The sequence below is a fragment of the Microbacterium sp. NPDC019599 genome, from assembly GCF_040632175.1.
Lineage (GTDB): Bacteria > Actinomycetota > Actinomycetes > Actinomycetales > Microbacteriaceae > Microbacterium.
Genome location: NZ_JBEYBL010000005.1, coordinates 272,784 through 289,179 on the forward strand (window position 1 = coordinate 272,784; position 16,396 = coordinate 289,179).

The 16,396-nt window shown below is 69.3% G+C and carries 15 protein-coding genes; 8 read left to right on the forward strand and 7 right to left on the reverse strand.

What is annotated here, in order from left to right; all coding sequences use genetic code 11:
* Positions 1 to 33: 33 nt before the first annotated feature.
* On the reverse strand, positions 34 to 492 hold the full coding sequence (locus ABZ477_RS11600) for a succinate dehydrogenase hydrophobic membrane anchor subunit (RefSeq protein ID WP_360132663.1): 459 nt from the start codon (positions 490 to 492) through the stop codon (positions 34 to 36).
* Positions 492 to 926, reverse strand: a complete 435-nt coding sequence (gene sdhC / locus ABZ477_RS11605; RefSeq protein ID WP_360132666.1) for a succinate dehydrogenase, cytochrome b556 subunit — start codon at positions 924 to 926, stop codon at positions 492 to 494. The genes ABZ477_RS11600 and sdhC overlap by 1 nt, the downstream gene beginning before the upstream one ends.
* A gap of 240 nt (positions 927 to 1,166) precedes the next feature.
* Here sdhC and ABZ477_RS11610 point away from each other — a divergent pair, with 240 nt between their 5' ends.
* The 8 genes from ABZ477_RS11610 to ABZ477_RS11645 all read left to right on the forward strand — a co-directional run bounded on the left by ABZ477_RS11610 (position 1,167) and on the right by ABZ477_RS11645 (position 10,770).
* Complete coding sequence (locus tag ABZ477_RS11610) at positions 1,167 to 2,282, forward strand: mannose-1-phosphate guanylyltransferase (protein ID WP_360132669.1); 1,116 nt, start codon at positions 1,167 to 1,169, stop codon at positions 2,280 to 2,282.
* Positions 2,283 to 2,518: 236 nt separating this feature from the next.
* A complete protein-coding gene (locus tag ABZ477_RS11615; protein WP_360132672.1) occupies positions 2,519 to 3,637 on the forward strand; it encodes a BMP family ABC transporter substrate-binding protein in 1,119 nt (372 codons plus the stop codon).
* Positions 3,638 to 3,763: 126 nt separating this feature from the next.
* Positions 3,764 to 5,284: an ABC transporter ATP-binding protein gene (locus tag ABZ477_RS11620; protein WP_360132675.1), complete on the forward strand. Its 1,521-nt coding sequence runs from the start codon at positions 3,764 to 3,766 to the stop codon at positions 5,282 to 5,284.
* 56 nt (positions 5,285 to 5,340) lie between these two features.
* Positions 5,341 to 6,561, forward strand: a complete 1,221-nt coding sequence (locus ABZ477_RS11625) for an ABC transporter permease (RefSeq protein ID WP_360132717.1) — start codon at positions 5,341 to 5,343, stop codon at positions 6,559 to 6,561.
* Positions 6,562 to 6,590: 29 nt separating this feature from the next.
* Positions 6,591 to 7,847: an ABC transporter permease gene (locus ABZ477_RS11630; RefSeq protein ID WP_360132720.1), complete on the forward strand. Its 1,257-nt coding sequence runs from the start codon at positions 6,591 to 6,593 to the stop codon at positions 7,845 to 7,847.
* 5 nt (positions 7,848 to 7,852) lie between these two features.
* Positions 7,853 to 8,254 (forward strand): cytidine deaminase, encoded by a 402-nt coding sequence (locus tag ABZ477_RS11635; RefSeq protein ID WP_360132678.1) that lies wholly within the window; start codon positions 7,853 to 7,855, stop codon positions 8,252 to 8,254.
* On the forward strand, positions 8,251 to 9,594 hold the full coding sequence (locus ABZ477_RS11640; protein ID WP_360132681.1) for a thymidine phosphorylase: 1,344 nt from the start codon (positions 8,251 to 8,253) through the stop codon (positions 9,592 to 9,594). The genes ABZ477_RS11635 and ABZ477_RS11640 overlap by 4 nt, the downstream gene beginning before the upstream one ends.
* 60 nt (positions 9,595 to 9,654) lie before the next feature.
* The gene (locus ABZ477_RS11645; RefSeq protein WP_360132684.1) at positions 9,655 to 10,770 is read left to right on the forward strand and encodes an adenosine deaminase; all 1,116 of its coding nucleotides are present in this window, start codon (positions 9,655 to 9,657) and stop codon (positions 10,768 to 10,770) included.
* A 21-nt stretch (positions 10,771 to 10,791) separates the two neighbouring features.
* Here ABZ477_RS11645 and ABZ477_RS11650 read toward each other — a convergent pair whose 3' ends face one another.
* From ABZ477_RS11650 to ABZ477_RS11670, 5 genes are all read right to left on the reverse strand, one after another.
* Positions 10,792 to 11,655 (reverse strand): DUF559 domain-containing protein, encoded by an 864-nt coding sequence (locus tag ABZ477_RS11650; RefSeq protein WP_360132687.1) that lies wholly within the window; start codon positions 11,653 to 11,655, stop codon positions 10,792 to 10,794.
* Between the two features lie 330 nt (positions 11,656 to 11,985).
* Complete coding sequence (locus ABZ477_RS11655) at positions 11,986 to 12,942, reverse strand: SDR family oxidoreductase (protein WP_360132690.1); 957 nt, start codon at positions 12,940 to 12,942, stop codon at positions 11,986 to 11,988.
* Positions 12,942 to 13,904, reverse strand: a complete 963-nt coding sequence (locus tag ABZ477_RS11660) for a bile acid:sodium symporter family protein (RefSeq protein WP_360132693.1) — start codon at positions 13,902 to 13,904, stop codon at positions 12,942 to 12,944. The genes ABZ477_RS11655 and ABZ477_RS11660 overlap by 1 nt, the downstream gene beginning before the upstream one ends.
* Positions 13,901 to 15,259, reverse strand: a complete 1,359-nt coding sequence (locus ABZ477_RS11665; RefSeq protein WP_360132696.1) for an NAD(P)/FAD-dependent oxidoreductase — start codon at positions 15,257 to 15,259, stop codon at positions 13,901 to 13,903. The genes ABZ477_RS11660 and ABZ477_RS11665 overlap by 4 nt, the downstream gene beginning before the upstream one ends.
* A gap of 96 nt (positions 15,260 to 15,355) precedes the next feature.
* The gene (locus tag ABZ477_RS11670; protein ID WP_360132699.1) at positions 15,356 to 16,261 is read right to left on the reverse strand and encodes an alpha/beta hydrolase; all 906 of its coding nucleotides are present in this window, start codon (positions 16,259 to 16,261) and stop codon (positions 15,356 to 15,358) included.
* Positions 16,262 to 16,396 lie beyond the last annotated feature (135 nt).

The window sequence follows — 16,396 nt, forward strand, 5'->3', positions numbered from 1 at the left end:
CTCTCGTCTCTGTCTGTCTCGTCAAGGCGCCGGTCAGGACGCGACGTCCTGGCACATCTCCCAGAGGGAGCTGCTCTCGGTGACGCCGAGGCACGGGTCGAAGGTGAAGACCACGAGGGTGCCGAGGAGGATCAGGAAGGCCGCGGCCAGCCACAGCGCCCAGACGAGGACCGTGCGCGTGCGGGCGTGCGACACGTAGTCGTTCACGATCGTGCGCATGCCGTTCGCACCGTGGATGAGCGCCAGCCACAGCATGATGACGTCCCACCACTGCCAGAACGGCGTCGCGAACTTGCCGGCGACGAAGGCGAAGTCGATCTGGTGGATGCCGTCGCCCGTCAGCAGGTTGACGAACAGGTGGCCGAAGATGAGGACGACCAGCAGCACGCCGGAGGCGCGCATGTAGATCCAGCCCCACTTCTCGAGGTTGGCGCCCCTGCGGCGCGGCGCGGTCTGCGGGGAGCGCGGGTCGGCGATCGAGACGGACGCCATCAGTGGCCCCCTCCCGTCGACGCGAAGACGTTCATGAGGTGGCGCGGCGCGAAGCCGAGCATCGTGACGGCCCACAGGCCGATGACGCCCCACCATAGCTGGCGCTGGTGGCGCGTGGCCCACGGCCAGAAGTCGACGAGGATGATGCGCAGCCCGTTGTAGGCGTGGTACGCGATCGCGGCGACGAGGACGACTTCGCCCAGGCCCATGATCGGGTTCTTGTACGTGCCGATGACGGCGTTGTACGCCTCGGGCGAGACGCGGATGAGCGCGGTGTCGAGCACGTGCACGAGGAGGAAGAAGAAGATCGCGACACCGGTGATGCGGTGCAGGACCCAGGACCACATCCCCTCGTGGCCGCGATAGAGAGTGCCGCGGGGCACTCGGGACGTGGTCTCGGCGACCGACGGTGTGACGCGTGCGGGTGCAGACACTGGCCGTCCTCCCTGACTGGAATCTGTGCGGGGGCGGTCTGTGCCCCTTGGGGACAGTGGTCCCCATTGCGTCTCGCGGGCGCGTCCCTCATCTTATTGCCAGGGGGTCGCGCGACGGCATGCGCCTCTCCGAGATATCTCGACATCGAGATATCTGAAGGGGGGACGCAGCATCCCGGCTTCACGGACCTGACAACTTGCCGACACCCGCCCGCAACACCCCTCGATAGCCTGGATGACATGGCCGAGCCGATCTCTGACTTCTACGCCGTCATCCCCGCTGGGGGCATCGGCAGCCGGCTGTGGCCGCTGTCGCGGGCCGATGCGCCGAAGTTCCTCCACGACCTGACGGGTTCCGGCCAGACGCTCCTGCGCGACACGTGGGACCGGCTCGAGCCCCTTGCGGGCCACGACCGCATCGCCGTCGTGACGGGGCGCGCGCACCGCGCGGCCGTCGAGAAGGAGCTGCCCGGCGTTCCCGACAGGAACGTCTTCCTCGAATCCGAGCCCCGGGACTCCGCCGCAGCGATCGGCCTCGCGGCGGCGATCCTCGCCAAGCGCGAGCCGGACGTCATCATCGGCTCCTTCGCCGCGGACCACGTCATCCGGGGCACCCAGGTCTTCGACTGGGGCGTCCGCCAGGCGGTGGCGACCGCGCGGGAGGGCTACATCTGCACGATCGGCATCCCGCCCGTCGAGCCCTCCGTCGGGTTCGGCTACATCAAGAAGGGCGACGAGCTCGTCATCGACGGCGCCCCGGAGGCCGCCCTCGTCGAGCGGTTCGTCGAGAAGCCCGACCTCGAGACGGCGAAGGCGTACTACGCCGACCGCTCCTACCTGTGGAACGCGGGCATGTTCATCTCGCGCGCCGACGTGCTGCTGGGCGAGATCGCCGAGAATCAGCCGCATCTGTACGCGGGACTCATGGACCTCGCGGAGGCGTGGGACGACCGCGACCGCCGGGGACCGGTCGTCGACCGCGTGTGGCCGACGCTCACCAAGATCGCGATCGACTACGCCGTCGCGGAGCCCGCCGCCGAGAAGGGCCGGCTCGCCGTGATCCCCGGCCACTTCGACTGGGACGACGTCGGGGACTTCGCGAGCCTCGCGAAGCTCAACACGCACGGCCGCGGGAACGATCTCGCGATCCTGGGTCAGAACGCGCGCATCCTCGCCGACGCCTCGAGCGGCATCGTCGTGAGCCAGACCAACCGGGTCATCAGCGTCATCGGCGTCAAGGACATCGTCGTGGTCGACACGGATGACGCGCTGCTGGTGACCACGAGCGAGCACGCGCAGCGGGTCAAGGGCGTCGTGGATGCCCTCAAGGTCAACGGGCGCAACGAGGTCCTCTGACCCGCCGTCGCGCGGAATCGGGTCCGGAGGCTCCGGGCGGCGCGGGCCCTGAACCGCCGTCGCGCAGGATGCGGCATCCCGTTCCAAGCGTGTTGCGTCTTTGCAACATTTCGCCCCTCGGGGCCGTGCGCGAATGCAAATCGCCGGTCATAGTAGGTAACTTCTCTTCTGCACGCGCGAGGTCCGCGGGTGCAGGCCTTGCGACATCCGCAGGTCATCTTCCGTGGGAGGCAGACTTGACCATTTCCACCCGAAAGCGCGCGCTCGGCGGACTCGTCGCCGTGGGCCTGTTCGTCGCTCTTGCAGGCTGTGCCTCGGCCCCGCCCGAGGAGACAGATGAGACGGCAGACGCCGGCAGCGAGGTCGTCGAGGGCTTCCTTCCGTGCGTCGTCTCCGGCGCGAGCCCGGGCGGCTTCCAGGACAAGTCGTTCAACCAGCTCTCGTACGAGGGCCTGGAGCGTGCGGCTGACGAACTCGGGGTCGACTTCCTCGACGTGCGCTCCACGTCCTCGTCCGACTTCGCCCCCAACATCCAGAGCCTGATCGACCAGAACTGCACGCTCGTCGTCACGACCGGCTTCGACCTCGGCGCAGCGGCAGGCGAGGCCGCAGCGGCCAACCCCGACATCCAGTTCGTCACCGTCGACACCATCGTCGACGAGGACTTCGACGGAGACACGGACTCCCCCAACATCAAGCCCGTCATCTTCGACACGGCCCAGGCCGCGTTCATGGCCGGGTACGCGTCGGCGTCGTACAGCACGTCGAAGATCGTCGGCACGTTCGGCGGCGGCAACTTCAGCACGGTCTCGATCTTCATGGACGGCTTCGCCCAGGGCGTGGAGTACTGGAACGAGCAGAAGGGCGACAACGTCACCGTGCTCGGCTGGGACCGCGAGAAGGAGGACGGCCTCTTCACGGGCTCGTTCGTCGCGGGTCAGGAAGCGATCAACGCGGCACAGGGCCTCGTCGACCAGGGTGCCGACGTGATCCTGCCGGTCGGCGGCGAGATCTACCAGAGCGCGGCGTCCGTCATCCGCGACTCGGGCAAGGACATCGCGCTGCTCGGCGTGGACGCCGACGTGTTCGAGACCGACCCGACCGTCGGTGACCTGCTGCTCACCTCGGTCCTGAAGGCCGTCGACGTGGGCGTCGAGGAGGCGGTCCTGAAGGCCGGCGTCGGCGAGTTCGACGTCACGCCGTTCATCGGCACGCTCGAGAACGACGGGGTGGGCATCGCTCCGTTCCACGACTTCGAGGACAAGGTCTCGCCGGACCTCCAGGCGGAACTCGACGAGATCAGGGCCGGCATCATCGACGGCTCCATCACGGTCGAGTCGTACCTCGCGGGCTGATCCGCATCACGGCGGGGAGGTCGGGTTCGTCCCGGCCTCCCCGTTCGTTTCCCCGGCGACGCGCGGACCGCGTCGCCCTTCACGCCTCCGGTGCGCCGGGGCACCCCGCTCACTAGGATCGGCACCATGAAGCTGGAGCTCCGCGGCATCACGAAGCGGTTCGGCCCCCTCGTCGCCAACGACCACATCGACCTCGTGGTCGAACCGGGCGAGATCCACTGCCTTCTCGGAGAGAACGGCGCGGGCAAATCGACCCTCATGAATGTCCTCTACGGCCTGTACACCGCCGATGAGGGCGTCATCCTCCTCGACGATCACGTGCAGGACTTCAAGGGCCCCGGCGACGCCATGCGCGCAGGGATCGGCATGGTCCACCAGCACTTCATGCTGATCCCCGTCTTCACGGTCGCCGAGAACGTGATGCTCGGGCACGAGTCGACCCGGGCCGCCGGGCTGCTCGATGTGAGCGCGGCGCGCGAGCGTGTGCGCGAGATCTCGCAGCGCTTCGGCTTCCACCTCGATCCCGATGCGATCGTGGAGGACCTGCCGGTCGGCGTGCAGCAGCGCGTCGAGATCATCAAGGCGCTGTCGCGCGACGCGAAGGTCCTCGTCTTCGACGAGCCGACGGCCGTCCTCACGCCGCAGGAGACCGACGAGCTGATGGAGATCATGCGCCAGCTCAAGGCGTCCGGGGCATCCATCGTCTTCATCACCCACAAGCTCCGCGAGGTCCGCGAGGTCGCCGACCGCATCACGGTCATCCGACTCGGAAAGGTCGTGGGGGAGGCGTCCCCGACCGCTTCGAACGCCGAACTCGCGTCGATGATGGTCGGTCGAGCGGTCGAGCTCACGGTGCAGAAGGCCGCACCCCAGCTCAACGAGCGCGGCCTCGTCGTCGAGGGACTCAGCGTCATCGACCCGCTGGGCCAGCTCGTCGTCAACGACGTCAGCTTCGACGTGCGGGGCGGAGAGATCCTCGCCGTCGCGGGGGTTCAGGGCAACGGCCAGACGGAGCTCACGGAGGCCCTCATCGGCCTGCAGGACCGGGTCCGCGGGTCCATCACCCTGGACGGCGAAGAGCTCGTCGGCAAGAGCGTGCGGCACATCCTCGATGAAGGCGTGGGCTTCGTGCCGGAGGACCGCAATGAGGACGGGCTGGTCGGCACGTTCACGATCGCCGAGAATCTCATGCTGGATCGTTCGAGCGGAGCGCCATTCGTCAAGTCGTGGACCCTGCAGCGGCGCACGCTCGCCGATTTCGCGAAGGAGAAGTTCCGCCAGTTCGACGTCCGCGCCCAGGGCATCGAAACCCCCGTCGGCGCGCTGTCCGGCGGCAATCAGCAGAAGGTGGTGCTGGCACGCGAACTGAGCCGCGACCTTTCGCTGCTCGTCGCGGCACAGCCGACGCGCGGCGTCGACGTCGGCTCCATCGAGTTCATCCACAAGCGCATCGTCGCGACGCGCGACGAGGGGGTGCCGGTGATCGTCGTCTCCACCGAGCTCGACGAGGTCGCAGCGCTCGCCGACCGGATCATGGTGATGTATCGCGGCAAGATCGTGGGGATCGTTCCGGGAGACACCCCCCGCGAAGTGCTCGGACTGATGATGGCGGGCGAGACCCCCGCTGGGGAAGGGGCCGCCGCGTGACCACGCCATCCGAGCCGACCGAGGCTCCACCGCCGTCCAGGTGGCATCAGACTTTCATCAAGATCACGCAGGGCAATGCCATCATCTCGGTGCTCGCCGTGCTCCTCGCGTTCGTCGGCGGCGGCATCCTCATCGCCGTCACCGACGAGCAGGTCCAGGCCGCCGCGAAGTATTTCTTCGCGCGCCCGGGCGACACGTTCGCCGCCGCCTGGGATGCCGTTTGGGGGGCGTACAGCGCTCTCTTCCAGGGAGCCATCTACAACTTCGGCGCGCCGACGTTCGCGCGCGCGATCCGACCGCTGACCGAGACGCTCACGTTCGCCACCCCGCTCATCGCGGCCGGTCTCGGCGTCGCGCTCGCGTTCCGCATCGGCATGTTCAACATCGGCGGCCGCGGCCAGATGCTGCTCGCGGCTGCCGCCGCCGGCTACGTCGGCTTCGCCTTCGACATGCCCTTCCCGCTGCACATGATCGTCGCGCTGATCGCAGGCCTCATCGCCGGTTCCCTGTGGGCGGGAATCGCGGGCTTCCTCAAGGCCCAGACCGGCGCGCACGAGGTCATCGTGACCATCATGCTCAACTACATCGCCTACTACCTGGTGGCCTGGATGCTGCGCACGGAAGGTCTGCTCCAGGCGCCGGGGACCAACACCCCCAAGACGCCGCCCATGAAGGATACGGCGGTCTTCCCCGAGCTGTTCGGTCCTCAGTACAACCTGCACTTCGGATTCATCCTCTCGATCGCGGCGACGTTCCTGGTGGCGTGGATCCTCAACCGCTCGAGCCTCGGGTTCAAATTCCGCGCCGTCGGAGTGAATCCGAACGCCGCGCGTGTCGCGGGCATCAACGTCAAGAGGATGTATCTGTACGGGATGCTGATCTCCGGCGCCCTCGTCGGTCTCGCGGGCGTCCACCAGGTGCTCGGCACGGTCACCACCGGTTTCGGGGCCGACATCGATGCCGGCATCGGGTTCGACGCGATCACGGTCGCGCTCCTGGGCCGGTCCACGGCCTGGGGCACGTTCGCAGCCGGCATCCTGTTCGGCGCGTTCAAGGCGGGCGGCTTCGCCATGCAGGCGTCGGAGCAGATCCCGATCGAGATCGTGACGGTCGTGCAGGCGCTCATCGTCCTCTTCATCGCCGCTCCGCCGCTCGTGCGGGCGATCTTCTTCCTGCCGTCTCCGGAGCGCGACCGGCGCAGGGCGGAGAAGGCGCGCCGCAAGGCCCTCAAGGCCGAGGTCAAGGCCGATGCCGAGCTCGAGGGGGTGGCGAAGTGACCACGCCACGAATCTCGGTCGAGGGCCTGATGCCGCCGGAGGCGACCGAGAGGACCGTCATCCGCAGCTGGAAGGCGCCCGTCGCCCTCCTCATCTTCTCAGTGCTCTACGCACTGCTCCTGCTTTTCGCGCCACGCGAAGGCTCGACGACGTTCCGCCTGTCGACCGACGCCGACGCGATCCAGCTCCCCGACCTCGTCGTTCCGGTCATGACGACGGCGTGGATCTGCTTCGTCCTGCTCGTCCTCTTGACGATCGCTGCGGCGTACTTCGTGCGGGCGGGTGGCCGGACGCCTCTGTGGATCCCGATCGTGTACATCCTGATCGGCGTCTTCGGCTTCCTGACCTGGGCCGCCGCCGGAGCCACGATCCCCGTCTCAGGCCTGCTCGCCGGATCGCTGGGGCTCGCCATCCCCCTCATCTACGGCGCCCTCGGCGGCGTCATCGGTGAACGAGCGGGCGTCGTCAACATCGCGATCGAAGGTCAGCTGCTCGCCGGTGCCTTCACCGCCGCGATCGTCGCGACGATCACGGGCCAGCCCATCCTCGGCCTCCTGGCCGCCGCGTTCGCGGGGGTCCTCGTGGCGGCGGTGCTCGCGGCGTTCGCCATCAAGTACCTGGTGGACCAGGTGATCGTCGGCGTCGTCCTCAACGTGCTCGTGACGGGCCTCACCAGCTTCTTCTTCACGCAGGTGCTGCAGCCCAACGCCGCGCAGCTCAACGCGCCGCCGAGGTTCCCGCGCATCCCGATCCCGTTCCTGAGCGAGATCCCCGTCATCGGTCCGGTCTTCTTCCGGCAGACGATCATCGTGTACCTCGCCTACATCGCAGTGGCGCTGGTCTACGTCGGGATGTTCCACACGCGGTGGGGGCTGCGGCTGCGCGCCGTCGGCGAGCACCCTCAGGCTGCGGACACCGTCGGCATCAAGGTCAACGCGACCCGATTCTGGAACGTGCTCCTGGCCGGCGCGATCGCCGGCATCGGCGGCACCGTCTTCACGATCGGCAACGGCATCGCGTTCAACAAGGAGATGACGGCGGGTGCCGGCTTCATCGCGCTCGCGGCCGTCATCTTCGGCCAGTGGGATCCGATCAAGGCGACCCTCGCGGCGCTGCTGTTCGGGTTCGCGTCGAGTCTGCAGAACACGCTCAACATCATCGGGTCGCCCGTGCCGAGCGAGTTCATGCTCATGCTGCCCTACCTCGTGACGATCTTCGTCGTGGCGGGCGTCGTCGGGAAGTCGAGAGCTCCCGCGGCGGACGGCAAGCCGTACATCAAGGGGTGAGTCGCGTGACCGACATCGACTGGGACGAACTGCGGGCAGCCGCGACGGAGGCCATGCAGCGGGCCTACGCGCCGTACTCGCGCTACCGCGTGGGGGCCGCGGCACTCGTGTCGGACGGGCGCATCATCCAGGGCTGCAACGTCGAGAACGCCTCGTACGGCGTGACGCTCTGCGCCGAGTGCGGGCTCGTGTCAGAGCTGCACATGTCCGGCGGAGGCCGGCTCGTCGCGTTCGTGTGCGTCAACAACGACGGCGAGACGATCATGCCGTGCGGGCGCTGCCGCCAGCTGCTCTACGAACACGCACTCCCCGGGATGCTGCTGGAGACCGTGTCCGGCATCCGGACGATCGACGAGGTGCTGCCCGACGCGTTCGGGCCCCGCGACCTCGAAGAGGCCTCGCGATGACCGACGATCAGGCAGGGTCCGGCGTCGAAGCGCCTGCGTTGAGCGAGCGGCGGCGAGTCGAAGCGTTCGACGCGGTCGACGTCATCCGGCTCAAGCGCGACGGACATGCGGTCCCCGAGGACGCCCTCCGCTGGATGATCGACGCCTACACGCGCGAGTACGTCCAGGACTCGCAGATGGCGGCCTTCGCGATGGCGGTCCTCCTCAACGGGATGCAGCGCGACGAGATCCGCGTCATGACCGACGCGATGATCGCGTCGGGGGAGCGCATGAGCTTCGAAGGGCTCGACAAGCCGACCGTCGACAAGCACTCGACCGGGGGCGTCGGCGACAAGATCACGCTGCCGCTCGCCCCTCTCGTCGCCTCCTTCGGGGTCGCCGTGCCGCAGCTCTCCGGCCGAGGCCTCGGCCACACGGGAGGGACGCTCGACAAGCTCGAGTCGATCCCGGGCTGGCGCGCCGCCCTGTCGAACGACGAGCTCTTCGCGCAGCTGCGCGACATCGGCGCCGTCATCTGCGCCGCGGGCTCGGGCCTCGCGCCCGCCGACAAGCGCCTCTATGCGCTGCGCGACGTCACGGGCACGGTCGAGGCGATCCCGCTCATCGCGTCGAGCATCATGTCGAAGAAGATCGCCGAGGGGACGGGTGCGCTCGTCCTCGACGTCAAGTTCGGCTCCGGCGCCTTCATGCGCGACGTCGACCGCGCGCGCGAGCTCGCCCGCACGATGGTCGCCCTCGGCACGGACTCGGGCGTCGCGACGACCGCGCTGCTGACCGACATGAACACGCCGCTCGGGCTCGCCATCGGCAACGCCAACGAGGTTCGCGAGTCCGTCGAGGTGCTGGAGGGCGGCGGTCCCGCCGACGTCATCGAACTCACCGTCGCACTCGCGCGCGAGATGCTGAGCCTCGCGGGGCAGCCCGACGCCGACGTCGAGGCCGCGCTGAAGGACGGTCGCGCGATGGACTCGTGGCGTGCCATGATCCGCGCGCAGGGCGGGGATCCGGATGCCGCGCTCCCCGCTCCGAACGAGACCCACACCGTGACAGCCGACGCCGACGGGTTCGTGACGCGCATGGAGGCACTGCCGTTCGGCATCGCCGCGTGGCGACTGGGCGCCGGCCGCGCCCGTGCGGAGGACCCCGTCCTGCACGCCGCCGGCATCGACCTGCACGTCAAGCCGGGCGACGAGATCTCGGCCGGACAGCCGCTGTTCACCTTGCTCGGGCAGGATTCCACGCGGTTCGAACGCGCTCTCGCTGCTCTCGACGGCGCCTGGGAGATCGGCGCCGACAAGCCCGAAGCCCGGCCGCTCGTGCTCGAGCGCATCACCGCGTGAGCCGACGCTCCGCCCGCACCGACAGCATCCGATCCCTTCCCGACCACCGAGGAGACACACATGCCCATCGACCAGCACGGTGACGCCGTCCTTCAGGGCGTCTCGATCCGGAGCCTGCCGAAGGTGTCGCTGCACGACCACCTCGACGGGGGAGTCCGGCCCGCGACGATCATCGAGCTCGCGGACCAGATCGGGCTCGACGTCCCCTCGGACGACGCCGACGACCTCGCGGACTGGTTCGCCGAGAAGAGCGACTCCGGATCGCTCGTCGAGTATCTCAAGACCTTCGACCTGACGACGGCCGTCATGCAGACCGCCGACGGCCTGCGCCGTGTCGCGCGCGAGTTCGTCGAGGACCTCGCCGCAGACGGCGTCGTGTACGGCGAGGTCCGCTGGGCGCCCGAGCAGCACCTCGCGCGCGGGCTCTCGCTGGAGGAGGCGGTCGAGGCCGTCCAGGAGGGCATCGAGGAGGGTGAGGATGCCGCGGACCGCGCGGGCCGCGACATGCGCGTGGGCCAGCTCATCACCGCGATGCGGCACACCGACCGGTCGCTCGAGATCGCCCGGCTCGCCGTCGACTTCCGGAGTCGCGGAGCCGTCGGGTTCGACATCGCGGGGCCCGAGGACGGCTTCCCGGCCTCGAACCACCGCGCCGCGTTCGACTACCTCGCATCGGAGTTCTTCCCCGTCACGGTGCACGCCGGCGAGGCGGCGGGGCTCGACTCGATCCGGTCCGCACTCCTCGACGGGCGTGCGCTGCGCCTCGGGCACGGCGTGCGGATCGCCGAGGACCTCGAGATCGTCTCGCGCGAGGGCGAGGAGGTCCTCGTGACCTTCGGCGACCTCGGCCGCTGGGTGCGCGACCGCGAGATCCCGCTCGAGCTGTCGCCCTCCTCGAACCTGCAGACCGGAGCCATCGAGCGCTGGGGCACGACGATGGAGGACCACCCCTTCGACCTGCTCTACCAGCTCGGATTCTGCGTCACCGTCAACGTCGACAACCGCACGATGAGCCGCACGTCGCTCACGCGCGAGCTCGCCCTCCTGGCCGAGACGTTCGACTACGACCTCGACGACCTCGAGACGTTCCAGCTCAACGCCGCCGCGGGCTCGTTCCTGCCGGTCGAGGAGCGCGAGGAGCTGATCGACATCATCAGCGAGGGCTTCGAGGGCTGACGGCCGGAGCGCTGTCGCGGTTCACAACTCCGGAAGACCCGACCGAGATCGCCGTACAGCGAGCTCCGAGGCAGGTTGGCGTCGCATCGATCCGGAGTTGTGAACGCCGCGCGGCCTCGAGTCGTGGTTCAGGATGTCCTTGAGGACGCCGAGAACCCAGTCCGGGTGATACAGGATGTCCTCGGCGAGCAGTCGAACGGTCGTGTAGCCCTGCGCGGCGGCCATCGCGTCGCGTCGACGGTCGGCCTTCAGTTGCTTCCAATCGGCGTGGTGGGCTTCGCTGTCGCACTCGATGATCAGCCAGCCGTCGACCACGAGGTCGACGCGTCCGACCCTGTCGATCTCGACCTGGAGTTCGGGCCGGACGCCGAGGGAACGCAGCATGAGGCGGGCAAGGGTCTCTGTGCCCGACTCGGCGCGAGGGTCCAGAAGCGGCCGAAGGCGCCGGAACCGTCGAGGGAGTGCGGCGAACACCTGCGCGATCCCGTGCTGGTCGATCACGCCGATGTGCCACGCGCTGTCAAGCGTGGCGATGGCCGCCCGCGGCTGCTGACATCGAACGGCCTGGACGAGAGCTTCGACTACGGGCGTCAGCAGTGCATCGCGAGCAGCCGCCGAGACTCTCCAGTGACGGACGATCCCCGCGCCGGGCTGCGGGAGCCGGGTCGCGTGCTGGTCGACCTGAACGTGCGTCGCCGAAGATTCCAGCACGAAGACGCCGAACAGCCTCAGCATCGAGACGCAATCCAGTCGACCACCCTGGGTCGCTGCGCGTTGCACGTCGGCGTGGGTCTGAGCAGGAAGGTAGCGGCCCCGGCGCGGGCGGAGCAGCCTGCCGTCGCGAACGGCTACCGTGATGTCGCGCGCCGTCGCACCCTGTGCCATCAGCGCCCCCCGGCTCATGAGTTCGGTCGGGACTTGCGGGTGCAGCGCCGCAGGTGGGCGCGAGGGACGATACATCCCGCCACCATGCGTCCGCAGAGGAGCGCGCGGCGGGTCATACGGCGTTGCAGGGGGATCCGGGGGATCGACCGGCTCTGGGGAGGAGCCGATGAACCGTTGCTTCGGGCGGATCGGTTCGCAACTCCGGAAGTCTGTCCGGTGATCGGGTGCGATTCCGGTTTGGCGCGCCGATGCGCCCCATCTTCCGGAGTTCTGAACGCGCGGCGAGGGTAACGGCGGGCCAGGGGTCAGAGGCGCCGGGTGAGGCCGGGGTCAGCGCCGCGCGACGCCGGGGTGGGTCTCGAGGTACGCCTCGAAGGCCTGGGCGCTCGTCTTGGCGGGCGTGAACCCGAAGGCGCGCTTGAGGGCTTCGTTGGCGAGCACGGGGCGGTAGCGGAGGAACCCGACCTGCTCGGGCCCGTGGACGGTGAGTCGCAGCATCCGTCCGACGCGCAGCGCGAAGGCGAGGAGCCCGGCCGGGACCGTGAGGACGGGCTTGCCCAGGCGCCGCGCGAGCTCGTGGACCGTGAGCCTGCCGTCGCCGGCGACGTTGAATATGCCGGCCGGGCCGTCGGTCGCGGCGCGCGCCATCGCGGCGGCGACGTCGTCGACCCACACGAACACGAAGGGCGACTCCGAGCCGCGGATCGCGAGGATGCGGCGGCCGTCCCACAGCGCCGTGATCTGGTTGCGCACCGTCGGGCCGAGGATCGTGCCGATGCGTAACACGACCTGCTCGAGGGCCGGATGCGAGGCGCGGTACGAGGCCAGCAGCTCCTCGACGAGCCTCTTGTGCCTCGAGTACGGGAACTCGTCGTTTCCGCGCACGGGGTCGCTCTCGCGCAGCCACTCGGGGCTGTCGGCGTGATAGCCGTACGCTGCACCCGAAGACGACACGACGATGCGGCGGACACCGGCCGCGACGCAGGCCTCGACCACGTTGCGCGAGCCGTCGACGTCGACGCGGTACTCCAGGTCATGGTCGCGGCCGGGGCTCACGATCGCCGCGAGGTGCACGACGACGTCGATGCCGTGGCGCTCGAGGAGCGGCGCGAGCCCGCCCGCGACGGTGACGTCGCAGTCGTCGTACACGACCCCCTCGACGGGATGCTGCGGCCGGCGCACGTCGCCGGCCACGACGAGCTCGACTCCGGCGTGGGTCGCGAGGGCCGCGGCGACGTGCGACCCGAGGAAGCCGGCGCCGCCCGTCACGAGGACGCGCGCGCCCATCAGGCCGCCTCGGGAGCGGCATCCGGAGCCGCGTGCCGGCTCGCGTCGCCCTTGGCGGAGCCCGTCCGCCGCTTCGTGTGCCGCGCCCACAGCGCCGCAAGGGCGAGTCCCGCGATGATGTCCCAGATGCCCCACCAGCCCGCGACGATCGCCATGCCGCCGAGTCCGCCGAAGAAGGTGAAGACGAGCCCCAGGCCGAGGCCCGCGTTGCGGATGCCGACCTCGAACGTCATCGCCTTGCGCTCGCGCGTGCCGAGGCCTCCGACGACGGCGGTCGAGTAGCCGATCGCCAGTGCGACGGCGTCGTGGATCGCGACGACCGCGAGGATCACGCCGAGGAAGGCGACGAAGTACGACCAGTTGCCCGCGAGCGCCGCGACGATGAAGCCGAGGAGCGCGAGGAGCGAGAACCACTTGACGAAGGGCTGCACGCGCGCCGCGAAGGCGGGGAAGCGGGCGCGGATGCCGAGGCCGAGCAGGAACGGCAGCCCGATGATGAGGAAGATGTCGATGAGCATCTGCCACGGGTTGAGCTCGACGGTCTCCAGCAGCGTCCGGGCCGTCGGATGCAGCGATCCCCAGAAGGCGACCGACAGCGGCAGCACGACGATGTAGACGAGGTTCGACACGGCCGTCATCGAGACGGACAGCGCGACGTTGCCGCCCGAGCGATGCGTCAGGACCTGCGAGATGTTGCCGGGCGGACAGCACGCCACGAGGATCATGCCGAGCGCCATCGACGGCGTCACGGGCAGGATCAGCGTGAGTGCGAACGTGACTGCGGGCAGCACGACGAGCTGCGCGATGATCGCGATGACGAACGGCTTGGGCTTGCGCGCGACGACCTTGAAGTCCTCGGGCGACGTGTCCAGCGCGATGCCGAGCATGATGAGCGCCAGCACGACGTTGAGGATCACGAGCGTGCCCGGGTTGAAGTTGAGGACCACGTCGTCGATGTTCACGCCTGGGCCTCCTTCCGGCGGGGACGACGGATGCTGCGACCCGGCGTCGTGCCGCGGGCTGCGGCATCCCCGTTCCGGAGGGTCGTCGCGGCGGCGCGTACGGCGCCTCGATACGCGTCCTTGTTGACGTAGTACGACATGCGCTCGAGGCCCAGGTAGCGGTAGCCGCCCGTGAGATCGGGCCACGGCTCGCCGGCGACGCGGGCTCTGAAGGCGGCGGCGCGGTCGGGGTGCCGCTCGAGGGCGGCGAGGTACTCCGCGATGAGGGCGGCCTGCTCGTACCGGCCCTGCCAGCCGATCCCGGATGCCTCGATCATGCCCATGACGTACAGCCCGTTGAAGGACGGGGGGAAGACGTTGAGGAAGAGCTTCGGCGACCAGCCGGTCCAGTTGAGCTCGGCGCGGTCGACGAAGGGGTAGTCGAGCGTGTAGCCCGTCGCGAGGAGGACGGTGTCGTAGACGCCGCTCGAGCCGTCGCGGAAGCGGACCGTCGAGCCCTCGAAGCGCTCGATGTCGGGCCGGACGCCGAGGTCACCCTGGCCGAGGTGGTTGAGGATGAGCGTGTTGACGATGGGATGGGATTCGTAGATCCGGTAGTCGGGCTTGGGGAATCCGAATCTGACGGGGTCGCCCGTGAACGCGCGGAGCACGCGCGTGTCGATGAGCTGCTTGATCCGCGCGGGCAGCGGCCTGCCCTGATTGAGGGTGTCGGACGGGCGCCCGAACAGGTAGCGAGGCACGAAGTAGTAGCCGCGGCGCACGCTCATGTCGACGGATGCCGCGTGGTGCACGGCGTCGACGGCGATGTCGCAGCCCGAGTTGCCGGCGCCGATGATGAGGACGCGCTTGCCGGTGAGCTGCGTCGCGCGCTTGTACGCGCTCGTGTGCAGGAGCTCGCCCGTGAACTCGCCCGGGAACGCGGGCACGTTGGGCTCGGCGAGCGTGCCGTTGGCGAGGATGACCCCGTCGTAGCGCGCCTCGACCGGACCGTCCGGCGCCTCGGCGCGCAGCATCCAGCCGTCCTCGACGCGATCGAGCGACGTGACCTTCGCCTGGAAGCGGAACCGTTCCGCCAGCCCGTACGTCGAGGCGTACGCGCGGAAGTACTCGATCAGGACGCGGTGGCTCGGATAGTCGGCATCCGTCTGCATCGGGAACTCGGCGAACTGCGTCGTCGTCCGCGACGAGATGAGGTGCGCCGACTCGTACATCGTCGAGCGCGGGTTCTCGATGTCCCACAGGCCCCCGACGCCACGGGAGGCCTCGTACCCGTCGAAGTCGATGCCCCCCTTCTGCAGCGCACGCGCCGCGGCCAGGCCCGAGGGCCCGGCCCCGATGATGGCGTACCGGCTCACGTCATTGCTCCCACTCCGTCGTGCCGCGTCGATGCGCACGACCCATAGATGTTAGCCGTCGTTAACCGGGGCGCCGACCCACGTCGCCGCCCGGGGTTACTGGAGGGATGCTGCGAGCCCGCCGACCAGCTCGGTCAGCTGATCCGTCATCGACTCGTCCGAGATCGTCGGCGTGCCGTCGCCGGCCTGCAGTCCGTAGTCGCCGAACGAGGAGTGGCTCGCTCCCTCGATCTCGACGAACTCCGCGTCGGACGGGAGCAGGGGCTTGCCCGACTGGATGTCCTCCTGCGTGGAGAGTCCGTCTTCGCTGCCGCTGATGCTCAGCACCGGGAGGCCGGAGGCGGAGAGGTCTGTCGAGCAGTACGAGCCGAAGAGCGCGAGGGCGTCGGCCTGCGTCGCGAGCATGCACGAGCGCACACCGCCGAGGGAGTGGCCGCCGACGATCCAGGTGTCGACCTCGGGCGCCAGGCCCGTGAACGAGTCGAGCGGGCGGAAATCGAAGAAGGCGAGGTTGAGCCACGGCTTCGTGATCACGACCGTGACGCCCTGCTCCGCCACGAGCCCCGACAGCTTGGCGGCGTACGCCCACGCGTCGACCTTGCCGCCCGGGATGAAGACGAGCCCGACCCCGGTCGCTCCGGACGCCGGCTCCAGGACGACCCCCGCCGAATCGTCGGTGATGACGATGCGGTCGTCCGCCTTGACCGCCGCGAGCGGCTCGGGCTCGGCTTGGGCGACGCCCACCTGGCTCCACACGAGGATCCCGATGATCGCGGCGAGGATGAGCCCGCCGATGATCCCGAACACCCACGCGGCGATCCGCCGGCCGCGGCGCCTCTTCTTCCGCGGCGCGTCGGCGGTCTCGGCGGCACCCGCGGTGTGCGCGATCCGGGCGTCGGCGGCGTCCGCGGTGCCGGTCGTGCCGGCAGCGCTCGCGGTGGTGTCGGCAGCGTCCGGGGTGCGGGCGGTGTCCGCAGCGTCAGGTCCGTCAGCGAGGGTCATGCAGTCAGCCTAGGTCGGCGCATCTCCCGTCCATGCCGCGAGACTTCACGAACGGGGCCTCGGCACGGCGTGTCGGGCCCCGTTCGTGAAGTCTCGCGAGGGGGTGGTCAGGTTCCGGCGAGCTCGGACAGAGCG

What these genes read in the sequence shown, in the direction of transcription:
- ABZ477_RS11630 (WP_360132720.1), top strand. Translation starts at nt 6,591, where the DNA reads ATGCCGCCGGAGGCGACCGAGAGGACCGTCATCCGCAGCTGGAAGGCG.
- ABZ477_RS11620 (WP_360132675.1), top strand. Translation starts at nt 3,764, where the DNA reads ATGAAGCTGGAGCTCCGCGGCATCACGAAGCGGTTCGGCCCCCTCGTC.
- ABZ477_RS11650 (WP_360132687.1), bottom strand. Translation starts at nt 11,655, where the DNA reads ATGGCACAGGGTGCGACGGCGCGCGACATCACGGTAGCCGTTCGCGAC.
- ABZ477_RS11645 (WP_360132684.1), top strand. Translation starts at nt 9,655, where the DNA reads ATGCCCATCGACCAGCACGGTGACGCCGTCCTTCAGGGCGTCTCGATC.
- ABZ477_RS11670 (WP_360132699.1), bottom strand. Translation starts at nt 16,261, where the DNA reads ATGACCCTCGCTGACGGACCTGACGCTGCGGACACCGCCCGCACCCCG.
- ABZ477_RS11640 (WP_360132681.1), top strand. Translation starts at nt 8,251, where the DNA reads ATGACCGACGATCAGGCAGGGTCCGGCGTCGAAGCGCCTGCGTTGAGC.
- ABZ477_RS11610 (WP_360132669.1), top strand. Translation starts at nt 1,167, where the DNA reads ATGGCCGAGCCGATCTCTGACTTCTACGCCGTCATCCCCGCTGGGGGC.
- ABZ477_RS11600 (WP_360132663.1), bottom strand. Translation starts at nt 492, where the DNA reads ATGGCGTCCGTCTCGATCGCCGACCCGCGCTCCCCGCAGACCGCGCCG.
- ABZ477_RS11655 (WP_360132690.1), bottom strand. Translation starts at nt 12,942, where the DNA reads ATGGGCGCGCGCGTCCTCGTGACGGGCGGCGCCGGCTTCCTCGGGTCG.